This is a genomic window from Erythrobacter alti (assembly GCF_037996805.1).
In the GTDB taxonomy this organism is placed as follows: Bacteria; Pseudomonadota; Alphaproteobacteria; order Sphingomonadales; family Sphingomonadaceae; genus Alteraurantiacibacter; species Alteraurantiacibacter alti.
This window is the reverse complement of the sequence record NZ_JBBNAX010000001.1, coordinates 390,941-412,722: the sequence shown is the minus strand read 5'-3', so window position 1 is coordinate 412,722 and position 21,782 is coordinate 390,941. Positions and strand designations below refer to the sequence as shown.

The 21,782-nt window shown below is 61.2% G+C and carries 20 protein-coding genes and 1 other RNA gene; 9 read left to right on the top strand and 12 right to left on the bottom strand.

The features are described from left to right. The first annotated feature begins 2 nt into the window (after positions 1–2). Complete coding sequence (locus tag AAC850_RS01950) at positions 3–977, top strand: FecR domain-containing protein (RefSeq protein WP_340586895.1); 975 nt, start codon at positions 3–5, stop codon at positions 975–977. A 20-nt stretch (positions 978–997) separates the two neighbouring features. Here AAC850_RS01950 and AAC850_RS01945 read toward each other — a convergent pair whose 3' ends face one another. Beyond that, the gene (locus AAC850_RS01945) at positions 998–3,220 is read right to left on the bottom strand and encodes a CHASE2 domain-containing protein (protein ID WP_340586894.1); all 2,223 of its coding nucleotides are present in this window, start codon (positions 3,218–3,220) and stop codon (positions 998–1,000) included. Positions 3,221–3,434: 214 nt separating this feature from the next. Here AAC850_RS01945 and AAC850_RS01940 point away from each other — a divergent pair, with 214 nt between their 5' ends. The 4 genes from AAC850_RS01940 to AAC850_RS01925 all read left to right on the top strand — a co-directional run bounded on the left by AAC850_RS01940 (position 3,435) and on the right by AAC850_RS01925 (position 10,029). Continuing rightward, complete coding sequence (locus AAC850_RS01940) at positions 3,435–6,785, top strand: amidohydrolase family protein (protein ID WP_340586893.1); 3,351 nt, start codon at positions 3,435–3,437, stop codon at positions 6,783–6,785. A gap of 251 nt (positions 6,786–7,036) precedes the next feature. After that, positions 7,037–7,510 carry a lasso peptide biosynthesis B2 protein gene (locus AAC850_RS01935; protein ID WP_340586892.1) on the top strand — a complete coding sequence of 158 codons (474 nt, stop codon included), beginning with the start codon at positions 7,037–7,039 and terminating at the stop codon, positions 7,508–7,510. Next, positions 7,500–9,284, top strand: coding sequence for an ATP-binding cassette domain-containing protein (locus tag AAC850_RS01930; RefSeq protein ID WP_340586891.1), 1,785 nt, complete (start codon positions 7,500–7,502; stop codon positions 9,282–9,284). Before AAC850_RS01935 ends, AAC850_RS01930 begins: the two co-directional genes overlap by 11 nt. A 199-nt stretch (positions 9,285–9,483) precedes the next feature. Further along, a complete protein-coding gene (locus AAC850_RS01925) occupies positions 9,484–10,029 on the top strand; it encodes a response regulator transcription factor (RefSeq protein WP_340586889.1) in 546 nt (181 codons plus the stop codon). Positions 10,030–10,222: 193 nt separating this feature from the next. Here AAC850_RS01925 and AAC850_RS01920 read toward each other — a convergent pair whose 3' ends face one another. The 5 genes from AAC850_RS01920 to AAC850_RS01900 are packed head-to-tail and all read right to left on the bottom strand — an operon-like array spanning position 10,223 to position 13,765. Continuing rightward, a complete protein-coding gene (locus AAC850_RS01920; protein ID WP_340586887.1) occupies positions 10,223–11,059 on the bottom strand; it encodes a kinase in 837 nt (278 codons plus the stop codon). 2 nt (positions 11,060–11,061) lie between these two features. Next, positions 11,062–11,610: an NUDIX hydrolase gene (locus tag AAC850_RS01915; RefSeq protein ID WP_340586885.1), complete on the bottom strand. Its 549-nt coding sequence runs from the start codon at positions 11,608–11,610 to the stop codon at positions 11,062–11,064. Between the two features lie 21 nt (positions 11,611–11,631). Then, entirely contained in the window at positions 11,632–12,306 is a 675-nt protein-coding gene (locus AAC850_RS01910) for a TPM domain-containing protein (protein WP_340586883.1), read from the bottom strand. Beyond that, entirely contained in the window at positions 12,306–13,163 is an 858-nt protein-coding gene (locus tag AAC850_RS01905; protein ID WP_340586881.1) for a TPM domain-containing protein, read from the bottom strand. Before AAC850_RS01905 ends, AAC850_RS01910 begins: the two co-directional genes overlap by 1 nt. Further along, complete coding sequence (locus AAC850_RS01900; protein WP_340586880.1) at positions 13,160–13,765, bottom strand: LemA family protein; 606 nt, start codon at positions 13,763–13,765, stop codon at positions 13,160–13,162. The genes AAC850_RS01905 and AAC850_RS01900 overlap by 4 nt, the downstream gene beginning before the upstream one ends. Before the next feature lie 136 nt (positions 13,766–13,901). On the opposite strand from AAC850_RS01900, the gene mscL (AAC850_RS01895) reads away from it, so the two are divergent. The 4 genes from mscL (AAC850_RS01895) (at position 13,902) to AAC850_RS01880 (ending at position 16,100) form a co-directional block, all read left to right on the top strand. Continuing rightward, positions 13,902–14,372, top strand: coding sequence for a large conductance mechanosensitive channel protein MscL (mscL, locus tag AAC850_RS01895; protein WP_340586878.1), 471 nt, complete (start codon positions 13,902–13,904; stop codon positions 14,370–14,372). An 88-nt stretch (positions 14,373–14,460) separates the two neighbouring features. Next, positions 14,461–14,928: a large conductance mechanosensitive channel protein MscL gene (gene mscL / locus AAC850_RS01890; RefSeq protein WP_340586876.1), complete on the top strand. Its 468-nt coding sequence runs from the start codon at positions 14,461–14,463 to the stop codon at positions 14,926–14,928. 19 nt (positions 14,929–14,947) lie between these two features. Beyond that, positions 14,948–15,292, top strand: a transfer-messenger RNA (tmRNA) gene (ssrA, locus tag AAC850_RS01885). A 61-nt stretch (positions 15,293–15,353) separates the two neighbouring features. Continuing rightward, positions 15,354–16,100, top strand: a complete 747-nt coding sequence (locus tag AAC850_RS01880; protein WP_340586875.1) for a CPBP family intramembrane glutamic endopeptidase — start codon at positions 15,354–15,356, stop codon at positions 16,098–16,100. On the opposite strand, the gene AAC850_RS01875 is transcribed toward AAC850_RS01880, so the two are convergent. From AAC850_RS01875 to pdxA, 6 genes are all read right to left on the bottom strand, one after another. Next, a complete protein-coding gene (locus AAC850_RS01875; RefSeq protein WP_340586873.1) occupies positions 16,101–16,355 on the bottom strand; it encodes a hypothetical protein in 255 nt (84 codons plus the stop codon). 117 nt (positions 16,356–16,472) lie between these two features. Continuing rightward, complete coding sequence (locus AAC850_RS01870) at positions 16,473–17,726, bottom strand: N-succinylarginine dihydrolase (RefSeq protein WP_340586872.1); 1,254 nt, start codon at positions 17,724–17,726, stop codon at positions 16,473–16,475. After that, positions 17,723–18,736: an arginine N-succinyltransferase gene (locus AAC850_RS01865; RefSeq protein ID WP_340586870.1), complete on the bottom strand. Its 1,014-nt coding sequence runs from the start codon at positions 18,734–18,736 to the stop codon at positions 17,723–17,725. Before AAC850_RS01865 ends, AAC850_RS01870 begins: the two co-directional genes overlap by 4 nt. Beyond that, positions 18,733–19,944, bottom strand: a complete 1,212-nt coding sequence (locus AAC850_RS01860; RefSeq protein ID WP_340586868.1) for a hydrolase — start codon at positions 19,942–19,944, stop codon at positions 18,733–18,735. The genes AAC850_RS01865 and AAC850_RS01860 overlap by 4 nt, the downstream gene beginning before the upstream one ends. 66 nt (positions 19,945–20,010) lie before the next feature. Further along, entirely contained in the window at positions 20,011–20,853 is an 843-nt protein-coding gene (rsmA, locus tag AAC850_RS01855; protein ID WP_340586866.1) for a 16S rRNA (adenine(1518)-N(6)/adenine(1519)-N(6))-dimethyltransferase RsmA, read from the bottom strand. Continuing rightward, positions 20,846–21,781: a 4-hydroxythreonine-4-phosphate dehydrogenase PdxA gene (gene pdxA / locus AAC850_RS01850; RefSeq protein ID WP_340586864.1), complete on the bottom strand. Its 936-nt coding sequence runs from the start codon at positions 21,779–21,781 to the stop codon at positions 20,846–20,848. Before pdxA ends, rsmA begins: the two co-directional genes overlap by 8 nt. Between the last annotated feature and the right edge of the window lies 1 nt (position 21,782).

Below are 21,782 nucleotides of genomic sequence, written 5' to 3'. Positions count from 1 at the left end.
CCATGCGCGATCTGAAACGCCTTCTTGCCTCGCTCGCCTGCGGCACAGTTCTTGCCGCGGGATTGACGGCGTCTCCCGCCCACGCGCAGCGCACCGAAGTGGGCAATGCCTCAGCAGTGGTGGGCGAAGTTACGCTCGACAACGACAGCCTGCGCCGTCCGCGCGAGGTCCGGCGCCGCGACCGGATAGCGTGGGGCGACCTGATCGAGACCGAACGCCGTTCGCAAATGCAGATATTGCTGCTCGACCGCTCATCCTATGGCATCGGCGCCCGTTCGCGCGTGAGGATAGACCGGCATGTCTACGATCCCGACGCTGGCAGTTCGACGGTGGTGACGTTCCTGCGCGGCGCATTGCGTTACCTGTCGGGCAGGCAGGATGACGGGAACGACACCAATATCCGCACCCCCGCCGGACGGATCGGCATCCGGGGTACCGCGCTCGACGTCCTTGTCGGCGAGGAAGCCGAGGATATTGCCGAGGATGAAGACGCTGTGGGCGGGATGCGCAGCGATGATGACGAGGCGACGCTGGTCATCCTGCGTGGTCCCGGTGCCAATACCGGCGCAGGTCTGACCCTTGGGCTGGTCGAGGTCGAGGCGGCCGGCGTTACCGTGGTGCTCAGCGCGCCGGGACAGGCAACCTACATCCCCTTCAACGGATCGCCTCCCATCGGGCCGTTTCGTATTTCGGACAGGGGTCTGGCGGATGTACAGGAGGAACTTGCACCCGAAGTTGCCCGCGCAAACAGGGGCGGCGGACTGCTCGAAACGCTGATCCCGATTGCAGTGGGCGCTGTCGCTGCGGGAATCCTGCTGTCGGGCGGCGATGATGACGAGCCGGGTTCGGTAATTGTCGATAATCCCGACCACAATGACGATCAGCCGACCGCCGGCGTCCCGCCGCGGCAGCCGCAACCTCCGCAGGGAGGATCGGATACCTCGGAAAAGCCACCACCGCGCACGCCTGAAGGTTAAGTAACCCGCCTTGCCCTGCGCTATTTTCGAAGTGCCTGGAACACGCCATCCCAATCCTGTGCGGGAGGGGCGTCGCGCAATTGCCTGATCCTCTCGCGGTAGAGTGCATTCAGATCGGGAACGCCCATGCTTTCATAGAAGGGTAGGCCAGCTTTCAGGAGCTTGTTGGCTTCGTCCCAATCCTGCTGGCGGTAGGCGTCGAGCATCCTGGCGTGACATTCGGACAGTCGTGCAAAGATTTCCGAGCCTGGCATCACTTCGTCACCCAGTAGAGCAAAGATCGTTTCCGGAGCATCGCGTCCGACCACGCGAACGCGGTCAACCTCGATCAGCGCGAAATCATCGAGCCGCTCGGCAAGTGCGCTGCCCGCGATTATGGGTACGCCATATTGCTTGGTCAGCCCCTCCAGCCGGGAAGCGACGTTCACCGTATCGCCGATCAACGTATAGGACAGGCGTTGGCGTGACCCCATGTTCCCCACACAACACAGGCCCGAATTGAGGCCGATACCTATCTTGACCTCTTCCGGCCAGACCACATCGCCTTGCCCCTTCATGCTGGCATTCAATTCTTCGGTGACCTTGATCATTTGCAGCGCGGCACGCGCTGCGTTCCGGTGGTGGTCGGGATCGTCGAGGGGGGCATTCCAGAAGGCGAGAATGGCATCGCCGATATACTTGTCGAGCGTGGCCTTGTGATCGAGCAATATCTCGCTCATCGGCGACAGGAACGCGATAAGGAAATCGATAACCTGGCGCGGTGTGTATTGCTCGGAAATGCGCGAAAAACCACGGATGTCGCACATCATCACGCTCATATCGCGCTCTTCTCCGCCAAGTTCGAGCGAATCCGGGCTGGCCGCGATCTGGCGGACCATTTCGGGCGAGAGAAAGCGGTCGAATGCCGAGTGGATATAGCGCCGTTGCCGCTCCTCGCGGAAGAACACTGCCGCTGTCTGCACAACGTAGATGAGGGCGAGCGCGACAACCGGATAGGTCGGATCGAGAAGGTAGCGCAGCTGCGTGAAAGCAAGCCAACTGGTCGCAATCACCGCTGCAATCATGGCTACAGCCACCAGTGCGCCGGGCAGGGCACCGATACGCGGCAGGACCACTACCAATATGCCGCCGAGCACCAGTGCGAGCAGCATTTCGAGGCCCAGCGCCCAATCGGGCCGATCGAGGAAATCGCCTGAGAGGATCTGCTCGGCCGCAGCCGCGTGGACGGTGACGCCGGCCACCTGCACATCGCTTACCGGTGTCGCGACGAGGTCCTGCAGGCCTTGCGCGCTGCCACCTATGAACACGATCTTGCCCGCAACCAGTTCGGCCAGTTCGGTATCGCTCATGGCATCGGTGATGATCGGAGCGGCGGAAATCAGCCCGAGCGCATTCGCCGGCTGGAAATGAATCCACATCTCGCCCGCATCATTGACCGGTATTTCGGTCTCGCCCAGCCGCACCGCTACAGCAGCGCCGGGAGCAGACAGCGTTTGCCCTGATCCATCGCTCGTCAGCAGGTTCGGGGAGCCCAGATCCTGCGCAACGCGCACAGCTTCCAGCGACAGCGCCGGGACCAGTGTTCCGCGATGGATCGCCACCATGCTCGCTCGGCGCACAATGCCATCGGCGTCGGGATCTATCGAGACCGATCCGATCCCCGCCGATGCGTGTTCAATCTCCGGCAGCGGGAGCAGGGCGCCCGCGTATTCGCGCACACTCTCGCTCGGCAGGGTGCCGCTGATGGTGAAGCTGGCTGCGGGTTCGACTTCGCGTCCGATCTCGCCTGCATCCAGGAAAAAGCCGGTGACGACAGGAACTTCTCGCAGCGATTCTGCAAACAGCGCATCGTGGCTGGGCAGGCTGGCGAATTCGGCACCTAGCGCAGCTTCGTCGCCTGAGCGGGCATATCTTTCAGCAATCAGGGCGGGCGACGTACGGTCGGGTTCGGAAAACACGATATCATAAGCGATCACGTGAGCACCCGCTTCGCCAAGTCGGCGGGTCAGCTTGGCCAGATCGGTTCGTGGCCATGGCCATTGACCCAGCTCGGCAATCGACGCTTCGTCGATATCGACCACGACGACCGGCCCGTCGGCATCCGGCGCGCGCGGAGCCGCTTGCTGGTAGATATCGAATACCTGCCAGCGAATACGTTCAAGAGGGGCAAAGTCTGCAAACTGGACAAGCGCAACGAGCACGAGAACGATCACGCCAGCCATTTCAGGGCCAAGCCGCCCCATTCGCCGCATTTGCTCAAACAAGTCGCGATCCCCCCTCACCCCGGAGCCAGCTTTAAGCCTCACCCTGCATAAGGCGCAAGCACTGGCGAATTGGCATTTTGGCACAGTGCGGGGAAATACAGCGAGTTAGCCTGATGCCTGAAGCGTTTGTTCCATTGCGTAGAGCCCGATGATCCGTATGAAAGCATATCCTTTCAACTGAAACGGAATCCCGATGCTCCGCAAGTTCACGCTCTTCGCCGCTACCAGCCTCTTCGCCACCTCTGCTGCCTATGCTCAGGTGCAGCCGCCCGCCGACCAGGCCCAACCGCCTGAGGAGACGGAAGTCACCGAAGACGAGAACGTACGCGTAGCTCCGCCTGCCGATCCCGCGCCGGGACAGTCCGTCGAGACGCCGGAAGTCGCCAATGCAGAGCCAGAGGCCGAAAGCACCGAGTGGGACGTCAACAACCCTCCCGGAGTGGCCATCTCGCAAGTTCCGATCAGCGTGGACGAAGGCACGTGGATGGACATCGATGTGTCGCCCGACGGGCGCACCATCGCATTTTCCCTGCTGGGCGATATCTACACAATGCCGATCAGCGGCGGCACGCCAACACGCATAGCCGAGGGGCTTGCCTGGGAAGTGCAGCCGCGCTTCTCGCCTGATGGCCGCCGGATTGCCTTCACCTCCGACCGCGGTGGCGGCGACAATATATGGCTGATGAATGTCGATGGCAGCGACATGCGGCAGTTGACCGACGAAGATTTCCGACTGATGCATCAGCCCACGTGGTCGCCTGACGGGCAATTCATTGCCGCCAAGAAACACTTCACCACCGGCCGTTCGCTCGGAACGGGCGAGATCTGGCTCTACCACATTTCCGGCGGCAGCGGCGTGCAATTGGTCGAACGTACCAACGAGCAGCACCAGAAAGAGTTGGGCGAGCCAATCTACGCGCCCGATGGCAGCGCGATCTATTACACACGCAACGTCACCCCCGGCAGCACCTTCATCTACGCGCAGGATTCCAACCAGGACCTGTTCAATATCGAGCGTTACGACCTCGAGAGCGGCGAAGTCACTACGGCGGTTTCCGGACTCGGCGGTGCCGTGCGCCCGACACCTTCGCCCGACGGGACGATGATTGCCTTTGTCCGCCGCGAAAACCTGCAATCGGGCCTCTATGTCCGCAATATCGTCACTGGTGCAGAACGCCGGATTTACGACGATCTCGACCGCGATGTGCAGGAAACATGGGCGGTAACAGGTGTCTATCCGAACATGGACTGGACGCCGGATAGCCGGTCCATCGTGTTCTGGGCCGGCGGCAAGATCAACCGCATCGATGCCGACGGCGGAAATCTTGCGCAGATACCCTTCGCCATCAGCGATACGCGCGGCGTGCTGCCCGCGCCACATCCGCGCATTCCGGTGGTGGCCGACACTGTCGAAGTCACCATGCCGCGCTTTGCCTCGGTATCTCCCGATGGCCGCACGGTCGTGTTCGAGAGCCTTGGACGGCTCTACACCATGCCAGCAGGCGGCGGAGCGATGCGGCGGCTGACCAGCGATAGCGGCGATGCGCGCGAGCTGTATCCAAGCTGGTCGCGCGATGGAGGCCAAGTGGTTTATGTCCGCTGGACTGATTCTGGCCTCGGCGAAATCCGGACGGTGGGTGCGAATGGTCGTGGAGGCCGCACGGTTACCACCGTACCAGGCCATTACGCCCGCCCGCATTTCTCGCCCGATGGTCGCACCATCGTGTTCGAGAAGGGGGAGGGCGGTTTCTTGACTGCGCCCGAATACAGCGACAATCCCGGTGTCTACCGCATCCCTGTCTCGGGCGGCGCGATGACGCTGGTAAGCCGGGGCAATGCGCGCCCGCATTTCGGCGCAGCAAACGACCGCATCTTCATGACCGGTTCCGAAGGCGGATCGCAGGTGCTGCTCTCGACCGACCTCAACGGCGAGGCTGCACGCACCCACGCGAGCGGCGAAATGGTGACGAGCTACCATGTCTCTCCCACCGGTCGCTTTGTGGCTTTCACCGAGAATTACGACGCCTTTGCAGTGCCGCTAATGCCAGGCGGGCAGACCGTCAGCCTTTCGGGAAGTGCGCGCAGCCTCCCGGTGGTCGAGGTGTCCGATTCAGGTGCCGATTTCGTCCATTGGGCGAGCGGCGGCGACCGGTTGCACTGGTCACTTGGGCCGACGCTTTACACCGCCATGCTGAGCGACCTGTTCCCGTCTGCTCCGCCGGCCGAGGGCGAGGAGCGTGCAGATTACACCCAGCCAACCAGCGGCGTTTCCATGCTCCGCACCGTCCCTGCAGACCGTCATGGCGGCGCTCTGGCGATCACGGGTGCGCGCATCATCACCATGGCGGATGATAATGGGGGCGTGATAGAGAGCGGCACGATCCTGATTTCGGGCGATGTCATTTCGGCCGTCGGTGCAGCGGGCGAGGTTTCGATTCCCGCGGGCACACCGACTATCGATGCAAGCGGTCGCACGATCATCCCCGGTCTGGTCGATGCCCATGCGCATGGTCCGGTATCGGCCGATGGCGTGGTCCCGCAGCAGAATTGGTCGTTGCAGCAGGCGCTCGCGCTCGGAACCACGACGATTCACGATCCCTCCAGCGATTCGCCGTTCTTCGTCGCAGAAGACATGCAGCGGACCGGCATGATCCTGGCGCCGCGCATGTTCTCTACCGGGCGCATCATCTACGGCGCGCGTAACCCTTACGCCTATGCACAGATTGACAGTCTGGAGGACGCGCTGGACCATGTGCGCCGCTTGCGCGCCGAGGGTGCCCCGAGCGTCAAGAACTACAACCAGCCGCGCCGTGAACAACGCCAGATGGTGGTCGAGGCTGCTCGGCGGGAGAATATGCTCGTCGTGGCCGAGGGCGGTTCGCTGTTCGGGATGGATCTGAACCTCGTTGCCGACGGCAATTCGACGCTCGAGCACAATATCCCGGTCGAGCGTTTTTACGAGGACGTGCTGCAATTCATGGGCGGCGCGAACACCAATTACACGCCCACGCTGGTGGTCGGATATGGCGGCCTTGCGGGCGATCCCTACTGGCGGCAGGCGACCAATGTGTTCGATCAGCCCTTGCTGAATGCGCACACGCCGCCCGCCATACTGCGTGCCCAGACAGCACGCCGGACAACTGCGCCGGAGGGAGATTTTGTAGATGACGATATCGCGCGCGAGGCAGCCCGTCTGGCCGAGCGCGGAGTGGAGGTCGCCATCGGTGCGCACGGCCAGCAAGCTGGCATCGCGGCGCATTGGGAAATCTGGTCATTCGCGCGCGGCGGAATGAGCCCGGTCGAGGCGCTTGCGACCGCAACAATAGCATCGGCGCGCTCGCTCGGCATGGACAGCGAGATCGGTTCTCTCGAACCGGGCAAGCTGGCCGATCTGGTGATCCTCACCGGCAATCCGCTCGACAATATCCGCAATACCGAAACGGTCGAAACGGTCGTGCTGGGCGGACGTGCATACGAGGCGGCCACGCTCAACGAAGTCGCGACCGGGAATAGCCGGCGCGCACCATATTGGTGGGAAGACTGAGGGAGAAGATCAGACCGGGCTGGTCGTGATGGCCAGCCCGCTGATCCAGTGTGCTGTTCAGCCGATTCTGACCAGAGTGCGGTCACCAAGATCAGCGACGAGCCGTGCCAATACGGCGCGGCATACGTCCTGCTCCACCTCATATTCGCTGCAGATGGAATCGACGAGCGCGGCATACTGCACCTATGCGGGGGTTGCGGGATCGGGCAGCATTGTGGTCGCTGGCGAATGTCTGATAGGCGAAGTTTACGATGGCCCTTATCCGCCCCCTCAAGAAGCACCCGCTGCGCCGGAAAATTTGGCTCGCCCTGGCGTGGGCGCGGTTCCTTGTCCGGTGGGTTCCCTTTCGGCGCTGGCGCGCTTCGCTGGGAATTATCGGAGGCGAACTGGCAGATGCGAAGCGCCCGCTACTGACGCCACAGCAGCAAAAGCAGGCAGAAGATATCGGCCGGATTGTGAACCGGGTTGCCAATCGTCTCCGCATGTTCGACGCGGTGTGCCTTCCGCGCGCCATGGCGGCACGCTGGGTGATGGGGCGGGGCGGATTGCCGTCGCGCATCATCATTGGGTCGCGTCGCGGAACGTCCGAAGATGGCCTGCTCTTCCATGCCTGGCTGATGGCTGGCGATGTGGTGGTTATGGGCGAGGGCGAGCGCGAGCGCGAGGAATTCATGACCTTCGAAAAAACCGCTTCCGCGAGTAGGAACGTCGGCGATGCCGCCTGACGAACACGCCAGAAAGCGTAGCGGCGCCCGCGACCTGTTCCGTGCCATCTTTGCTTACGCCGGACCGCGCATGGGTCGGACGCTTTTCATAGTCGCGTTGGCGGCCGTGCTGGAAGGTGTTGGCCTGGTGTTGCTGTTGCCCGTTGCCGAAACGCTGTTCGCGCAGGATGAAACTGTCCAGGCTGGCGTGACCGGTCAATTGCTGGCAGGACTGAGCTCGATCGGTATCGACACGGTCATCGGCCAATTGGCGACAATGGGACTGGGCTTCGTCTTGCTGGTTGCATTGCGCGCCTACGTGCTGATGAAGCGCGACATCATGATGACCGCTCTGGCGCAGGGCTTCGTCGACCATACCCGCCAGCAATTTTTTACGCTGCTTGCCCACACCGATTGGCCAGTCATCAAGCGGTTTCGCAAGTCGCAACTTCTCAACACCATGACAACCAATATCGGACGGCTCGCGATGACGATGCAGGCTTTGTCGAACGGTCTGGTGACCTTGGCGATGGGGCTTGCCTACCTGATCGCGGCGTTCGTGGTCAGCGCCGTCCTTGGACTGGCGCTGTTGGTTCTGGTCGCGATCGGGCTGGTAAGCGCCATCGCATGGATGCGCCGCAGCCATCGTCTCGGCTCAAGGCTAAATTTCGCCAACCGCGGCGTAATGCACGAAACGACCCTGTTCCTCGATGGGATGAAGGCCGCAAAGGCAGCGCGCGCGGAAGACGAACTGAGTACGCGCTTTGCGCAACGTATCGCCGAAACCCGCGCGCTGGCGGTGGAATTTGTAATGCAGCAATCGCGCCTGCGTAACACTATCCAACTCGTGGGAGCAGTGGCGGCACTGCTGGTTCTGCTGGTCGGCTACGGCTTGGTCGGATTGACGGGGGGGGAACTGCTGGTGATGGCGGCTATCGTCCTTCGCCTGTCGCCCAACCTCATCTCGACCTTCAGCGGCCTGCAATCGATAGCCCACGCGCTTCCTTCGTTCGAAGCGATCCGCGAGACAGAGGCCGAGCTTAAATCGGCGCAGCAAGGGCGCAGCGACAATCCGCTCAATCCGGATGATCCGCTGCCGCCAGCTGACGAAGCGTTGCTGATCGAGCGAGCCTGCGTCGACGTGGTCAATGACGAAGGCGAAATTGTTCGGCTCGTGAGCACCGATAATGTGCGGATTGCGCCTGGCACGCTGGTGCATGTGGGCGGACCTTCAGGCGCGGGCAAATCTTCGCTGGTGGAACTGATAGCGGGGCTGCATCTCCCAGCCGAAGGGGCGATTCGTCGCGGCGACTTCCTGCTACAGGCGGGCGAGCGACGCGCCTGGCAATCGGAAGTCTCCTTTGCGCCGCAAGAGCCGTTTATCTTCGATGGTTCTGTGCGAGAGAATCTGCTCTGGCCAAACCTTTCAGCTGACGATGCGGCGGTATGGCACGCGCTGGAGCAAGCCGAAGCGAGCGAGATCGTGCGCGACCTGCCTGGCGGTCTGGACGAGGACCTTCTCGACGGTGGTGCGCGCCTGTCGGGCGGGGAACGCCAGCGACTGTGCCTTGCTCGTGCGCTGCTCCGGCCCGCAAGCCTGTTGATACTAGATGAAGCAACGTCCGCGATGGACCCCGATCTCGAGCGCCGCGTTATCGGTCGCTTGCGCGAAAATATAGCAAACCGCATCATCCTGATGGTCTCTCACTCGCTCAACGCAGTGGGTTATGCCGACATGCGGATCGATGTTGCGCAGGGCAGGGCGCGGGTCATGGATGCGGCGGAGCAGGCTTAGCAGCCGCGTGTTTGCCCGAACTTCATGTGCAAAACAGGGCGAGTCAGAGTTGTGTTGGGTCTAAATTTGCAAGTCCATGCAAACGGATGCTTTACCTTCACCGGTCTGCAAGGCTAGTATTCGACGAGTGAGGGATGACATTTACTCATCGGACCCGGAAGCCCACGATTTGATTGCGACAAGTCCTGTCGCTTCCGTGGTGAGCAATCCGCGATTGCCGGACAACCCGCTTATCGCCTGTAACAAGGCATTCATCGAACTGACGGGCTATTCGCAAGATGAAATCCTCGGTCGCAATTGCCGTTTCCTTTCCGGTCCAGGTACAGAGCCCTGGCTGACCGAGGCCATTCGCGAAGGCGTACGCGACCGGAAATCGGTGCTGGTCGAAATCCTCAACTATAAGAAGGACGGCACGCCGTTCCGTAACGGGGTCGTGGTTGCGCCCGTTTTCGATGAGGCTGGCGAGCTGGAATATTTTCATGGCTCCCAAATCGAACTGGAAGACGGAGCGGAAAGCCCGATGCTCACACGCCGCGCGCGTGCTGCGGAAAAGGTCAAGGATCTGTCCAAGCGCCAGCTTGAAGTGATGACAATGGTGGCCGCAGGGCTGCGAAACAAGCAGATCGCTTGGGAGCTTGGCCTCTCGGAAAAGACGATCAAGATGCATCGCGGGCTGGCTATGGAAAAGCTTGGGGCAAAGAGCAGTGCCGACATGATCAGGCTGGCGGTAGAGGCCGGTATCTAGGCCGATGCCCGCCTTGCGGTGGAGGTACACCGCCTAAGGTCTATCTATTCCGCTGTAACCCGTATGATATTACTGCAATTGCATCGTAGCCGGATTAGCGGGGCGTTTTCTTTCATTCCCTCCTGCCTCGCGACTTCTTCATACTCCGACCGGCTGCGATGCGACTTTTCCCCTTGAAGCAAGCCTTTCGCAATCAGCGCGGGCGTTGATCCGGGCCGATCTCGAAGAGGATGTCGGCGCGGCCAGGCATTTCTGCCAGAATGTGACGCGTCAATCGCTCGTAGTGGGAAATGAAGCGGACCAGCGCTTCCTCGTCCATCAGGCCGGGGCCGATCGGATTGAGGTCGGCCAGCTTCAGCTCCTGCCGCCTCCGGTTTGCCAGGACAGCTTCGAAACTGTCCACCTTCAGCATGATGAGCAGGTCGATCAGGCCGAACAGGCGCTTGTACTCCGCGCCAAGCCAATGGTTGATGAGCGCGCGCCATACGCCCTCGGGATCTTCCTCGGCCTCTAACACATTGACGGGTTTCGCCAATTCATCCGGCTCTTGCGGCGCGGCGCCGATGCACCAGCCTTCAAACAGCAAGACATCGACCGGGCCGCTGATCCGGGTGACTTCATTGCTGCGATCATCGCTGGACTTGTCGAAGCGCGGGATTTCGAATGGCTTTCCGGCAAGTACGGCCTCGATGATGTCGAAGGCCATCGCCACGGCATGGGTGCCGGGAGGGCCACGCGTTTCAAACAATGGATGGACTTCGGCGGCCAATTGCAGCCGTTCGGATTGCGTCAGGTAGAGATCATCGAGCGCGAGTGTGACAGCACGCAACCCACGCTGCTTGAGCAAGACCTCAAGGAAGCGGCAGAGCGTTGTCTTGCCAGTGCCCTGCGCCCCGTTCACGCCCACGATCAGCGGTTTGCGGCTGGCCGCTTCGCGCGCGATGCGCGTGGCGAGCGGTTTCCAGTGCTGCTCGACGACCTGCATGTAATCTTCGGGCAGGCGTTCCTTCGCGATCAGTTCCTCGATCATTCTCAGCCTACAACGTCGCCCAGAAGTGCGGGTCCGAGTGCCACCAGCAAACGCGCATCGATCGCTACGTCACCATTGCGAAAATCTGCGATGGTTGTGGAAATTCCGGCCAGTCTGATGCGGTGGACCGTGATGTCTTCACCCTCTACGCCGCCACCGGCACTCACCTTTTTCAGGCCTGTCGCCTTCAGCAGGCTAAAGCCTTCGCTTGTCATGCCGGGAGATGAGCAGAATTCGCCAATCTCCTCCCAATGCTCGGCCTGATAGCCCGTTTCTTCCTCCAACTCGCGCTTGGCGGCGTTCAGCGGATCGTCGTTCTCGCCGCCAGCATCGTCGCCGATCAGACCGGCGGGCAATTCGAGCACGCGGCGACCCAGCGCCACGCGATATTGCTCGACCAGCAGGATATCGCCATCATCTACGGCGAGGATGACCGCGGCGCGGATATTGCGCGCGCGGCTGACGTATTCCCAGCGGCCACGCTTCTTCGCGGTGATCCACTTGCCTTGCCAGGCGATCTCTTCGGGTAAGTCTGCGTCGGGTGTGCTCATGCGCGCTGCGCTATCGAAGCGTCACACTTCGATCAAGCGGTCGGGCAATTCGTTTTCGTCATCGTGTCCGCGGGGGAAGTGTTCGGACAGAATCTTGCCGACGTCACGCACTCCTGCCGCAATGCCTTCGGCGATGCAGCCCTTGCGGATTTCGACGAGCATATCGGCCATCGCCTCGCCCCAGACTTCGGCTGGCACCAATTCCGCGATGGAATCGTCGGCCACGATTTCGGCGCGGTGTTCCTGCATCGAAAGGTAGAGCAGCACGCCGGTCTTGCCGTGTGTACGACCCTCTGCCCCGACCTTGAAATGCCGTACGGCGCGGTCATGCACGCGCTGGCGTTTAACCGGACCGGGAGTGAAGAAGAACCGCAGTGGATCCCAGCTCAGGAACAGCCAGACGCCAAGAAATTTCAGCAGGCCGAACCCGACTGCCCAGGCGAGCACCTCGCCATAGCTGTGCTCGGATGACCAGCCGCCGAGGATCCAGTCGACCTTGTCGAGGAAAAAGTCGGGGAAGGCCGCAAAAATGCTCATCGCGGTGAATGCCGCCGCTATCGCCCAGACCAGCACGACATCGGAATACCCGTCAGAACGGTCGGCAATCACCGGCACGATCTCGCCGCTCGTCGTCAGTTCCGCCTGCGCGACCGCGTCGGAGACGATCTTGTGTTGTGCTTCATCGAAATATGCCATCACCAGCCCCCTGAAGCACCGCCGCCGCCGAATGATCCACCGCCCCCGGAGAAGCCGCCGCCACCGCCGAAGCCACCGCCAAAGCCGCCGCCTCCGCCGCCCCAGCTGCTACCGCCGCCCGATGCGCCGCGCGCGATGGCCTTGCCTGCTTCCCAAAGGATGATGTCTCCGACCAGCCCGCCGGCGCCGCTGCGATAGCGCCGACGACGCCCGCGCCCGCCGATCATGGGCAGGATGAAGAAGAAAAACAGGAATGCGAGCCAGATCAGCGTGCCGATCGGGAAGCCGCCTTCGCTTGTGCGATCCTGACCCGCCTGCGCTGCAATCGCGGCCGCTTCTTCCGCTGGCAGTTCGAGCTGAGTGATGATTTCATTCGCCGCCCAGCTGATCCCGCCGGAGTAATCATTGTTGCGGAAGTAAGGCTTCATCCCCTCGATATATTCGAAGGCAAGACCGTCGGGAATGATGCCTTCGAGGCCGTAGCCCACTTCGATCCGCATCTTGCGTTCGTTGGGCGCGACAATGAGGATGATACCGTCATTGTTCTCCGCATCGCCGAGAGCCCAGTGGCGCCCAAGCTGGTAGCCGTAATCGGCAATATCGTAGCCTTGCAGCGTATCCAGCGTGACGATCACGAATTGCCGCTCATTACGCCGTTCAAAGTCCTCGAGCTGCTGCGTCAGCTGTGCCTCGGTGCCCGGATCGATGATATTCGCAAGGTCGAGCACCGGCGCTTTCCCCCGCTCGGGGAAATCCGGCTGCGCATCGGCCACGCTTGCCCAGCCAACCGCCAAGACGGCGATCAGAAGGGCAAGCCATTGCCTTATTGGCAGGGAAATGCGCGTGTTGAGCGTCACTCGCCGCGCATATCCAGTTCTGGCGCGACTTCTGCGCCCTCAGATACCGCCTCATAGGGGACCATCGGTTCCGCGCCGTGTATGATGTTCGCACCGATTGTATCGGGGAAGGTGCGGATAGTGGTGTTATACTGGCGGACCGCTTCGTTGTAGTCGCGGATGGCGACGCGGATGCGGTTCTCCTGCCCTTCGAGCTGGGTCATGAACCGACCGAAATTTTCCTGGCTGCGCAATTCGGGATAGGCTTCCACGGTTGCCATCAGGCGCGAGAGCGCGCCGCCGAAAGTGTTCTGTGCCTGCTGATATTGCGCCATCGCCTCTGGATTGTTGAGGTCGTCGCTGTCGATCTGGATTTCCGGTCGAGTTGCCGAAGCGCGTGCTTCGATGACGCTTTCGAGCGTTTCTCGCTCCTGCTCTGCCGAAGACATGGTGATCTGTTCAAGGTTCGGCACAAGGTTGGCGCGTTCCTGGAAAGCGGCCTCGACATCGGCCCATTTGGCCTTGGCGTTTTCTTCTGCCGCCGGCACCGAGTTGATGCCGCAGCTCGCCAGCGCGAGGCTGCCGAATATAAGAGTGGCCAGCATGGCGAGACGTTTGAACATGCGCGAAATCCTCCGAAACCTGTAGGTGTATTGCCAATATAGCACGGCGCGGACCGGAAACAAGGCAGGCGCGAGCTGTTTATGCTTCTGTACGCCCTCGCGGGCATTGGCAAAAATGGTGGAGAAGGGCCTCAGCATGGTCAAGCAATTCAAGAAATTTATCGCGCGCGGCAATGTGCTCGACCTGGCGGTTGGCGTCATCATCGGCGCATCGTTCGGCAAGATCGTAACCTCATTGAACGAGAGCATGCTCATGCCGGTGATCGGGTGGATATTCGGCGATATCGACTTTTCAAACTGGTTCATCCGGCTTGGCGAGATACCGTCCGATTACTCGGGAAGCCTGACCAATTATGCCGAGTTGAAAGAGGCCGGTGTGCCGATGATCGGCTATGGCGATTTCATCACCCAGACAGTTGATTTCCTGATCATCGCGCTCGCCCTGTTTTTCATCATTCGCACCGTCAACCGCGTGCTCGACGAGATGCAGGAACAGGCCAAGCAGACCGAGGACAGCTCGAGCTCCGACGATATCCCCACCGATCCGCAGCTCGACGTACTCAAGCAAATCCTTGGCGAAATGCGCAAAAATTCACAGCCCGCCTGATTTTACATAATTTGAACCGTGCTCCGCTCGTTTCAGGCGTCCAATTGTGACAAAAGCCCCTCTCCAGATACGGAGAGGGACTTTTTACATGCTTTCAGAATTCAAGGATTTCATTGCCAAGGGCAATGTCATGGAACTGGCCGTTGCGGTCATCATCGCGGGCGCCTTTGCGGTGATCGTCGCATCGCTGACCGCTGACGTGATCATGCCGATCGTGGGCATGATTTTCGGTGATGTCGATTTCAGCAGCAAGTATGTGGTCCTGAGCGGCGGCGATCTGGTCGAGCCGGGCATGTCGCTCGAAGCTGCGCGCGAAGCTGGCGCCAACGTGCTCGCATGGGGTGCGTTCGTGACCGCGGTGATCAACTTCCTGATCCTCGCCTTCATCATCTTCATGCTCGTGCGCTACACCAACAAGGTTCAGGCGCGCTTTGAAGCGAAGGAAGAAACGGTCGAGGAAGAAGCAGGTCCGACCGAGCTCGAATTGCTAGCGGAAATCCGCGATGCCTTGAAGAGTGGCGCGCCCGGAGCGCCGCAGAACGGCCCGATGGGCTAAAACACCGCAATTTCAGCATACACTTCACATTAAGCGGGCAGGGTCTATATAGGTCCTGCCCGTTTCGGCGGGATATGGCGATAAATTGCGGTGTGCACTAGGCACAGCGGACCCGGGGGCAGTACCCGGCGGCTCCACCAAAAACGCTGAGAAATCAGCGACTTCTGATGGGGCCGAACCAGGATCGACGTGTGTTGAAAGGCACTGTTTTCGCCCGGGCTGAGATCCCCCGTTAAACGCTCACAACACACAAGTGCCAATGATAATGAAGCACTCGCGATTGCTGCGTAATTTGACGTCCTAACGGACTGAATTTACAAAGCTTAAGCGCGGTTGGACCGACCGGGCAACAGAACGGATTCCGGGGCTCCGGGGGTAGCTAGCAACAGAAACCCCCACCTTCCCTCATCGATAATTCTCACGCCTTGGTCAGTCGGCTGCTGAAAGCGTGGGGCATTCGCGTCCAAGCAGCGCAATACTTAGGGAGGCGGATCTTGGAAGCTGAGAAATCACAGAGCCGCACGGCAGCATTGATAGACCTGCTGATCGTTGTGGCCGTGCTGGTCATCGTGAAGCAGAGCGTATTGCAATATTCGGTCGTCTATGCCGGTCCGGCATCGACTTTCACCGCGATGGCTGTGGCAACATTCCTGCTCTATCGGCGCGGATATTCGTGGGCTGACCTGGGATTGAAATGGCCTGAGAGCTGGTGGCACACGCTTGGTCTAGCCCTGCTGATCTTCATCGCCTTTCTGGGAACGGTGGTGATATTCCAAGCTCTTGCAGAACTATTCTTTGAAAACATCGGCGCCAGCGGTCGCTTCGATTTCGTCCGCGGAAACCTTGGCGCATATCTCTTGGTGATGGCGTTAGTTTGGACGCATGGTTCGTTTTTCGAAGAGCTGCTTTTTCGCGCGTTCATCATCACCAAATCCGAAGGCGCGCTGGGCGGCACACGCATCGCAAGTATCGCCGCTGTTGTGCTAGCGGCCATCTTCTTTGGCTATCGCCATTACTATTATCAGGGGATGCACGGAGCGATCGTGACGGGAGGTATCGGCCTCGTCTTCGGTTTGATTTATCTGAAGATTGGTCGGCAGAATATCTTGCCGCTTGTCATCGTGCACGGTGTCGCGAACACAATTGCGCAGACCAACAGATTTCTCAGCTAGTCAGGCCTTGGATTTTTCCGGGGTATTGTCAGCTTCCCGCTCCGCCGCCTCAAATTTCAGGCAGTCGAGGATCTTCGCGCCAGCCAGAAACACCGCGCCGGTGCAGGCAAGGAACAGGGCGTAGCCGCCCCAGCCGGGATATTCCTGAATATAGGCGGCGCCGCGCGCAGTCGCACCAAGGGCGAGCGCGTAGATGATCAGATACGCTTCCCAGCGTGTCTTGATGACGAACAACCTGCCTATCTTGCGAAACATCCTACACCTTTCTTAACCTTTCACACAGCAAATGCCGTGCCAGACACGGATTTGTGCGGGTCGCAAAGGTTAATGCAAAGCCGGTTGTAAAGCAAACCGACATCACAAGTATCAGACTCAGATAAGCTCGGAAAGTTCCAAGGCTTCCAATAGCTTGGCACGGGCATTGCGGATCTGGTCTGCCAGTGTCTTGCTACCGATCTGCGCAGGTTCGATATGCTCGGGCCAATGCGCGGCAATGACCTGCTCGATCATGCCTGCCTTGGTCTCATCGAGCATGAAGCGCGGATCGACTGTAGCGGGATCGGCAACAACGCGCAGTCGCAGGCACGCAGGACCGCCGCCATTGGCCATGGACTGACGCACATCGACGACCTTGACGTTGCGGATCGGGCCATTGCTCGCGAGCATGTCTTGCAACCACTTCCAAACAGGCACGCTTTCGCGGCATTCTTCTGGCACAACCAGTGTCATCCCCGATCCATCGGGCGGGGTGAGCAATTGGGCGTTGAACAGGTAGGAGGCCACCGCCTCTTTCAAGCTCACCGCGCTAGCGGGCACTTCCACGACTTGCGCGCCGGGGCACTTCGCGGTGATCGCGGCATAGGTGCCTACAGGGTCCGCAAAGGCCTTTTCATGCGTGAACAGCACACCTTCATTGGCTACTGCCACAACATCGTTGTGGAACGCGCCCGTCGCAATCGCTTCGGGAGCCTGCTCGACGAACAACACGCGGTCGGGGTCGAGGCCGTGCTTGCGCGCGACAAGGCGGCTGGCCTGTTCGTGCTGGCGCGCGGGGAAGGGTCCGCCGCTGCGCCCGTAGACAAACACTTCGACACCCGCGCCGCCATGCGATCCGGCAAAGCGCATGTGGTTGGCAGCGCCCTCATCCCCGAAACACGGCGGCACTGGACCATGAACCGCGAAATGCGCAGGGTCGGCAAAAGCGAGCCGCAATTGCGCCAGCGTATCGGGCCATTCGTGGCTGCGATGCGCCATGGTGACGAGATTGGCGACCGTGAGGTGGCATTTGCCATCGGCGGTATCGGGAGCGGGTGAGACCGTCGCGGCATTGGCGGTCCACATAGAACTGGCCGACCACGCGCCCGCGACCAGCGCGGGATCGGTCGTCTCGTCGGCGGCAAGCTCCTCCAGCCAGCCTTGATCGGGGCGGGGAAGTGGCAGGAGGAAGCCCTGCGCCAGACCCATCGCCATATTGCCGCGCATCTTCGCGATGCCTTGCAAGGCAGCGGCACGCGGATAGGCGGTGGCTCCGGCGTTCTTGGTCGCAGCCAGATTGCCGAGGCTCAGCCCGGCGTAATTGTGACTTGGGCCAACAATCCCGTCGAAATTGATTTCGGTAAGGCTCACCGCAAGATGCTCCACACCTGGTCGCCTGCACTCACGCCGAGCAGGTCGGCCGCCTGCGCATCGATGGCGACCCCGTCTTCGCGCACTTCGCGCGCGCCGTAGCAGCAACGGAAGTCCTTCATCTGACCGGTGGCCAGCAATGCCTTCTCCCCCTTTTCGAGGCTGATGTTGTCGACCGTACCCTGATGCGCTCCGGCGATGGAGCGGACCTTGTCGGTCGGGGCGAGCATGGTCGGGCCGCCGTCGAAAATGTCGACATAGCCCTGGTAGGCGAATCCTTCGTTTTCGAGCATCCGCATCGCTGCGCGGCCGCTGGGGTGGGGAAGGCCGATCACCTTGCGCGCCGCTTCATCCAGCATGGCGATATAGACCGGATGCTTGGGCATCAGGTCGGCGATGAACTGGTTGCCGTGTATGGCGTTGAACTCATCCGCTTCCTGGAAACTCATGCCGAAGAACTTGCCGCCGATTGCGTCCCAGAAAGGCGATCCGCCACGTTCGTCGATGATCCCGCGCAGCTCTGCAAGGATGCGCTCGCCAAAGCGTTCGCGGTGGCTGGCGATGAACAGATAGCGGCTGCGCGCCAGCAACAGGCCGAGCCCGCCCGCGCGCTCGCCCGGATGGAGGAACAATCCGCCGACTTCGCTGCATCCGCCCAGATCGTTGACGAGGCTCAACAGTTCGGCGGTGACCGTACGATCAAGCTCCTTGGAATGCTGGGTCAGCGTGGTGATGCGATATGAATAGAACGGCCAGTTCTGCCCGACTGCTGTGAACAGCTGGCAGGTGCCGCGCACATCGCCTGTCTCGGCGTTCTCGAGCACAAGCACGAAGGTCTCGCCTTCGATCTCGTCGCCCTCGCGCGCAAAGGCGGCGTCGGACCCGGCGAGCTTTTCGGTCAGGGAATTGCGGTCGGGAGGCAGATTGGTGAAGCCGCCGCCTGTCAGCTTGGCCATTTCATACAGTGGCTGGAGATCCTCCGCCGTGGCAGCGCGCATCACATGACTCACAAATTCTCTCCTGTCGCGAGGCGGTGAAGAACCACTGCCGATAGCTGCGCGCGCTCCGTCAACGATGGCACGATCATGAATTCTTCGGGTGAGTGGATTTTCCCGCCACGCACACCCATCGTGTCGACCACAGGTACGTGACTGGCAGCAATGTTGTTGCCGTCGCACACGCCGCCGGTGCTTTGCCAGCCGATTGTCTGGCCAAGTGCAGCGCCGGTATCGCGTACGAGGTCGAACAGCTTCTGCGCCTTTGCATCGACCGGCTTGGGTGGACGCGAAATGCCGCCGTGGCAGTGGATCGAAACATCGTGTGCGGCTTCAATTTCGCTCAAGAGCACCTTGAGATCGCGAGAGAACTGTTCGGCTGCCTCGGTCGATTTGGGGCGGATATTAAAGCGCAGCACGGCATTGTCCGGCACCACGTTGTTCGCTGCTCCGCCATCGATCTTGGCCGGATTGATCGGCAGGTCGCCATGCTGCATCGCCTTCAACCGCACCGCGCAATCGGCAGCAGCCACGATGGCGTTGCGCCCGTCCTGCGGATTGCGCCCGGCATGGGCGGATCGGCCGGTAAAGCTCACGGCATAATTGCCGCTGCCACCGCGTGCATGAGCCAGCGTGCCATCGGGCAGGGCGGAAGGTTCGTAGGTCAGGGCTACGTGTTTGCCGCGTGCAAGTTCGTCGATCAGCGCGGCGGAAGAGAGCGATCCGGTTTCCTCGTCCGAATTGATCATCACGTCATAGCCGATATCGCGCGCCGCATCGCCGGTTTCCAGCGCGGTGAGAGCCTCCAGCATGATCGCAAGGCCGGCCTTCATGTCCGCCGTTCCCGGACCATTGAGCGTCTCGTCATCGAGCCATGTCTGCTCCTGGAACGGGTGATCGGCGGGGAAGACCGTATCCATATGACCGGTCAGCAGGAAGCGCCGCTGCGCCTCTGGTCGAACCGAACAGACGAGATGCTTGCCATGCAATTTCTCTACCTCGCGGCCTTCGGAATCCACCACGGTGACAGCTGCCGGGGCACGCAGGGTGACTTCGCCAGGTAGCGTCGAAAAGGCTTCAGCCAAGGCAGCGGCAACCTTCTCAAGCCCGTCGAGATTGGAGGTGCCCGAATTGATCGCCGCCCAGCCTTGGGTGCGCTCCAGCATGCGATCCTGGTCGATGTCCGCGATCAGCGCGGTTTCTGTGTCCGAAAGCTGTGTCATGACGGCCAGCCCTGAAGCGGCAATCGCGCGCTGTCAAATGGAGCCGCCGCCGAACGCGCCAAGCTGTTAACAAGCGGACTGAATCTCTGGGTTATCCAACGCGCGGGCGAGTGCAACGAACTCGTCTACGCTGAGTGTTTCTGCGCGGCGGGTCGGGTCCACTCCGACCGTTTCAAGCGCTTTCAGTCCACCTTCAAGTCCCCTCAGGCTTTGCCGCAACATCTTGCGTCTTTGGCCGAACGCAGCTTCGGTCAAGCGCTCGAGCGTCCTGATTGTGACTCCCTCTGGCGCATCATCAGGCTCGACATGCACGATGGCGCTCATCACCTTTGGCGGCGGGGTGAAGGCGCTGCGATGCACCTTCATCGCCAATCTGGCACGGCTGCGCCATTGGGCGAGAACTGCAAGGCGGCCATATTCGCCCGATCCTTCCGCAGCGACAATCCGGCGGGCGACTTCTTGCTGGAACATGAGGGTGAGGCTGGTCCAGCGCGGCGGCCACGCGCTCTCGGCGAGCCAGCGGGTGAACAGTAAAGTGCCGATATTGTAGGGAAGATTGGCGACAACTGCGAAGGGTTCGCCCATCAGTTTGCCATGATCGATGGCGAGTGCATCATCTTCCACCACACGCAAGCGGTCGGGGAAGGCTGCCTGCAATTCGGCGAGGGCGGGGATGCAGCGGCTGTCGCGCTCGATAGCGGTGACGCGAGCCCCGGCCCTCAGCAGGGCGCGGGTCAGGCCACCCGGTCCCGGCCCGATCTCGAGCACGGCCTTGTCCTCCAGATCACCCGGAATCGCGGCGATCCGGCCCAGCAATTGTTCGTCGAACAGGAAATTTTGTCCCAGAGCTTTGGATGCGGAGAGGCCGTGCGTCTTGATGACTTCGCGTAGCGGCGGAAGATCAGCCATTGGCGCGCCGCGAGGCGACTTCGCCTGCCATGCGGATCGCGGCAATCATAGCGTCGGGACGGGCGATGCCTTGGCCCGCGATGTCAAACGCAGTGCCGTGATCGGGCGAGGTGCGCACGATCGGCAAGCCTAGCGTGATGTTCACGCCTTCGTCGAAATCGAGCGCCTTCAGCGGCACCAGCGCCTGATCGTGATACATTGCAATCACGGCATCATAGGTGCTGCGCTTGTGCGGAGCGAACAGCGTGTCGGCAGGATGCGGACCGGTCGCGTCGATACCTTCGCCGCGCAATTGGGCGATGGCTGGCGCGATAATGTCGATTTCCTCGCGGCCCATGCGCCCGTCCTCGCCCGCATGGGGGTTCAGTCCAGCGATTGCGATGCGCGGTGCCGCGATTCCAAAATCGGCTTGCAGCGCGCGCGCCACGATGTGGGTGCGGTGGATGATAAGATCCTGCGAAATCAGGTCCGGCACATCGGCAATCGCGCAATGGACGGTGAGCGGGACGGTCTTGAGGCTCGGCCCCGCCAGCATCATCACCGCGCTCTCTCGGCCTAAACCGCAGCTGTCGGCGAGCAATTCGGTCTGGCCGATGAAGGCGGGGGAGACCTGCGCTATCGCGGATTTCGCTACCGGCGCGGTAACGACGCCGCTGAAATGGCCGGCGAGTGTTCCTGCAATGGCTTGTTCGAGCGAGGCCAGTGCGATCTGTGCCGACTGTTCGTCAGGCCGGGCAGGGCGGTAATCACCGTCCGGTCCGTCAATGCCGGGGATGTCAGCATGGCCCGCAGCGCTGGCCATGATCTGACTGCCGCCAATGACTACGAACGGCGGCAGCCCCAGCTTGTCGCGATCAGCCCATGCTGCCGCGATGATCTCCGGTCCGACTCCCGCCGGATCGCCAAGCGATACAGCGAGAGGCTTCACC

Excerpts from the sequence above, each read along its gene's own strand:
- AAC850_RS01950 (WP_340586895.1), top strand. The coding sequence starts at position 3 with ATGCGCGATCTGAAACGCCTTCTTGCCTCGCTCGCCTGCGGCACAGTT.
- AAC850_RS01945 (WP_340586894.1), bottom strand. The coding sequence starts at position 3,220 with ATGGGGCGGCTTGGCCCTGAAATGGCTGGCGTGATCGTTCTCGTGCTC.
- AAC850_RS01940 (WP_340586893.1), top strand. The coding sequence starts at position 3,435 with ATGCTCCGCAAGTTCACGCTCTTCGCCGCTACCAGCCTCTTCGCCACC.
- AAC850_RS01935 (WP_340586892.1), top strand. The coding sequence starts at position 7,037 with ATGGCCCTTATCCGCCCCCTCAAGAAGCACCCGCTGCGCCGGAAAATT.
- AAC850_RS01930 (WP_340586891.1), top strand. The coding sequence starts at position 7,500 with ATGCCGCCTGACGAACACGCCAGAAAGCGTAGCGGCGCCCGCGACCTG.
- AAC850_RS01920 (WP_340586887.1), bottom strand. The coding sequence starts at position 11,059 with ATGATCGAGGAACTGATCGCGAAGGAACGCCTGCCCGAAGATTACATG.
- AAC850_RS01915 (WP_340586885.1), bottom strand. The coding sequence starts at position 11,610 with ATGAGCACACCCGACGCAGACTTACCCGAAGAGATCGCCTGGCAAGGC.
- AAC850_RS01910 (WP_340586883.1), bottom strand. The coding sequence starts at position 12,306 with ATGGCATATTTCGATGAAGCACAACACAAGATCGTCTCCGACGCGGTC.
- AAC850_RS01900 (WP_340586880.1), bottom strand. The coding sequence starts at position 13,765 with ATGTTCAAACGTCTCGCCATGCTGGCCACTCTTATATTCGGCAGCCTC.
- mscL (WP_340586878.1), top strand. The coding sequence starts at position 13,902 with ATGGTCAAGCAATTCAAGAAATTTATCGCGCGCGGCAATGTGCTCGAC.
- mscL (WP_340586876.1), top strand. The coding sequence starts at position 14,461 with ATGCTTTCAGAATTCAAGGATTTCATTGCCAAGGGCAATGTCATGGAA.
- AAC850_RS01875 (WP_340586873.1), bottom strand. The coding sequence starts at position 16,355 with ATGTTTCGCAAGATAGGCAGGTTGTTCGTCATCAAGACACGCTGGGAA.
- AAC850_RS01860 (WP_340586868.1), bottom strand. The coding sequence starts at position 19,944 with ATGACACAGCTTTCGGACACAGAAACCGCGCTGATCGCGGACATCGAC.
- rsmA (WP_340586866.1), bottom strand. The coding sequence starts at position 20,853 with ATGGCTGATCTTCCGCCGCTACGCGAAGTCATCAAGACGCACGGCCTC.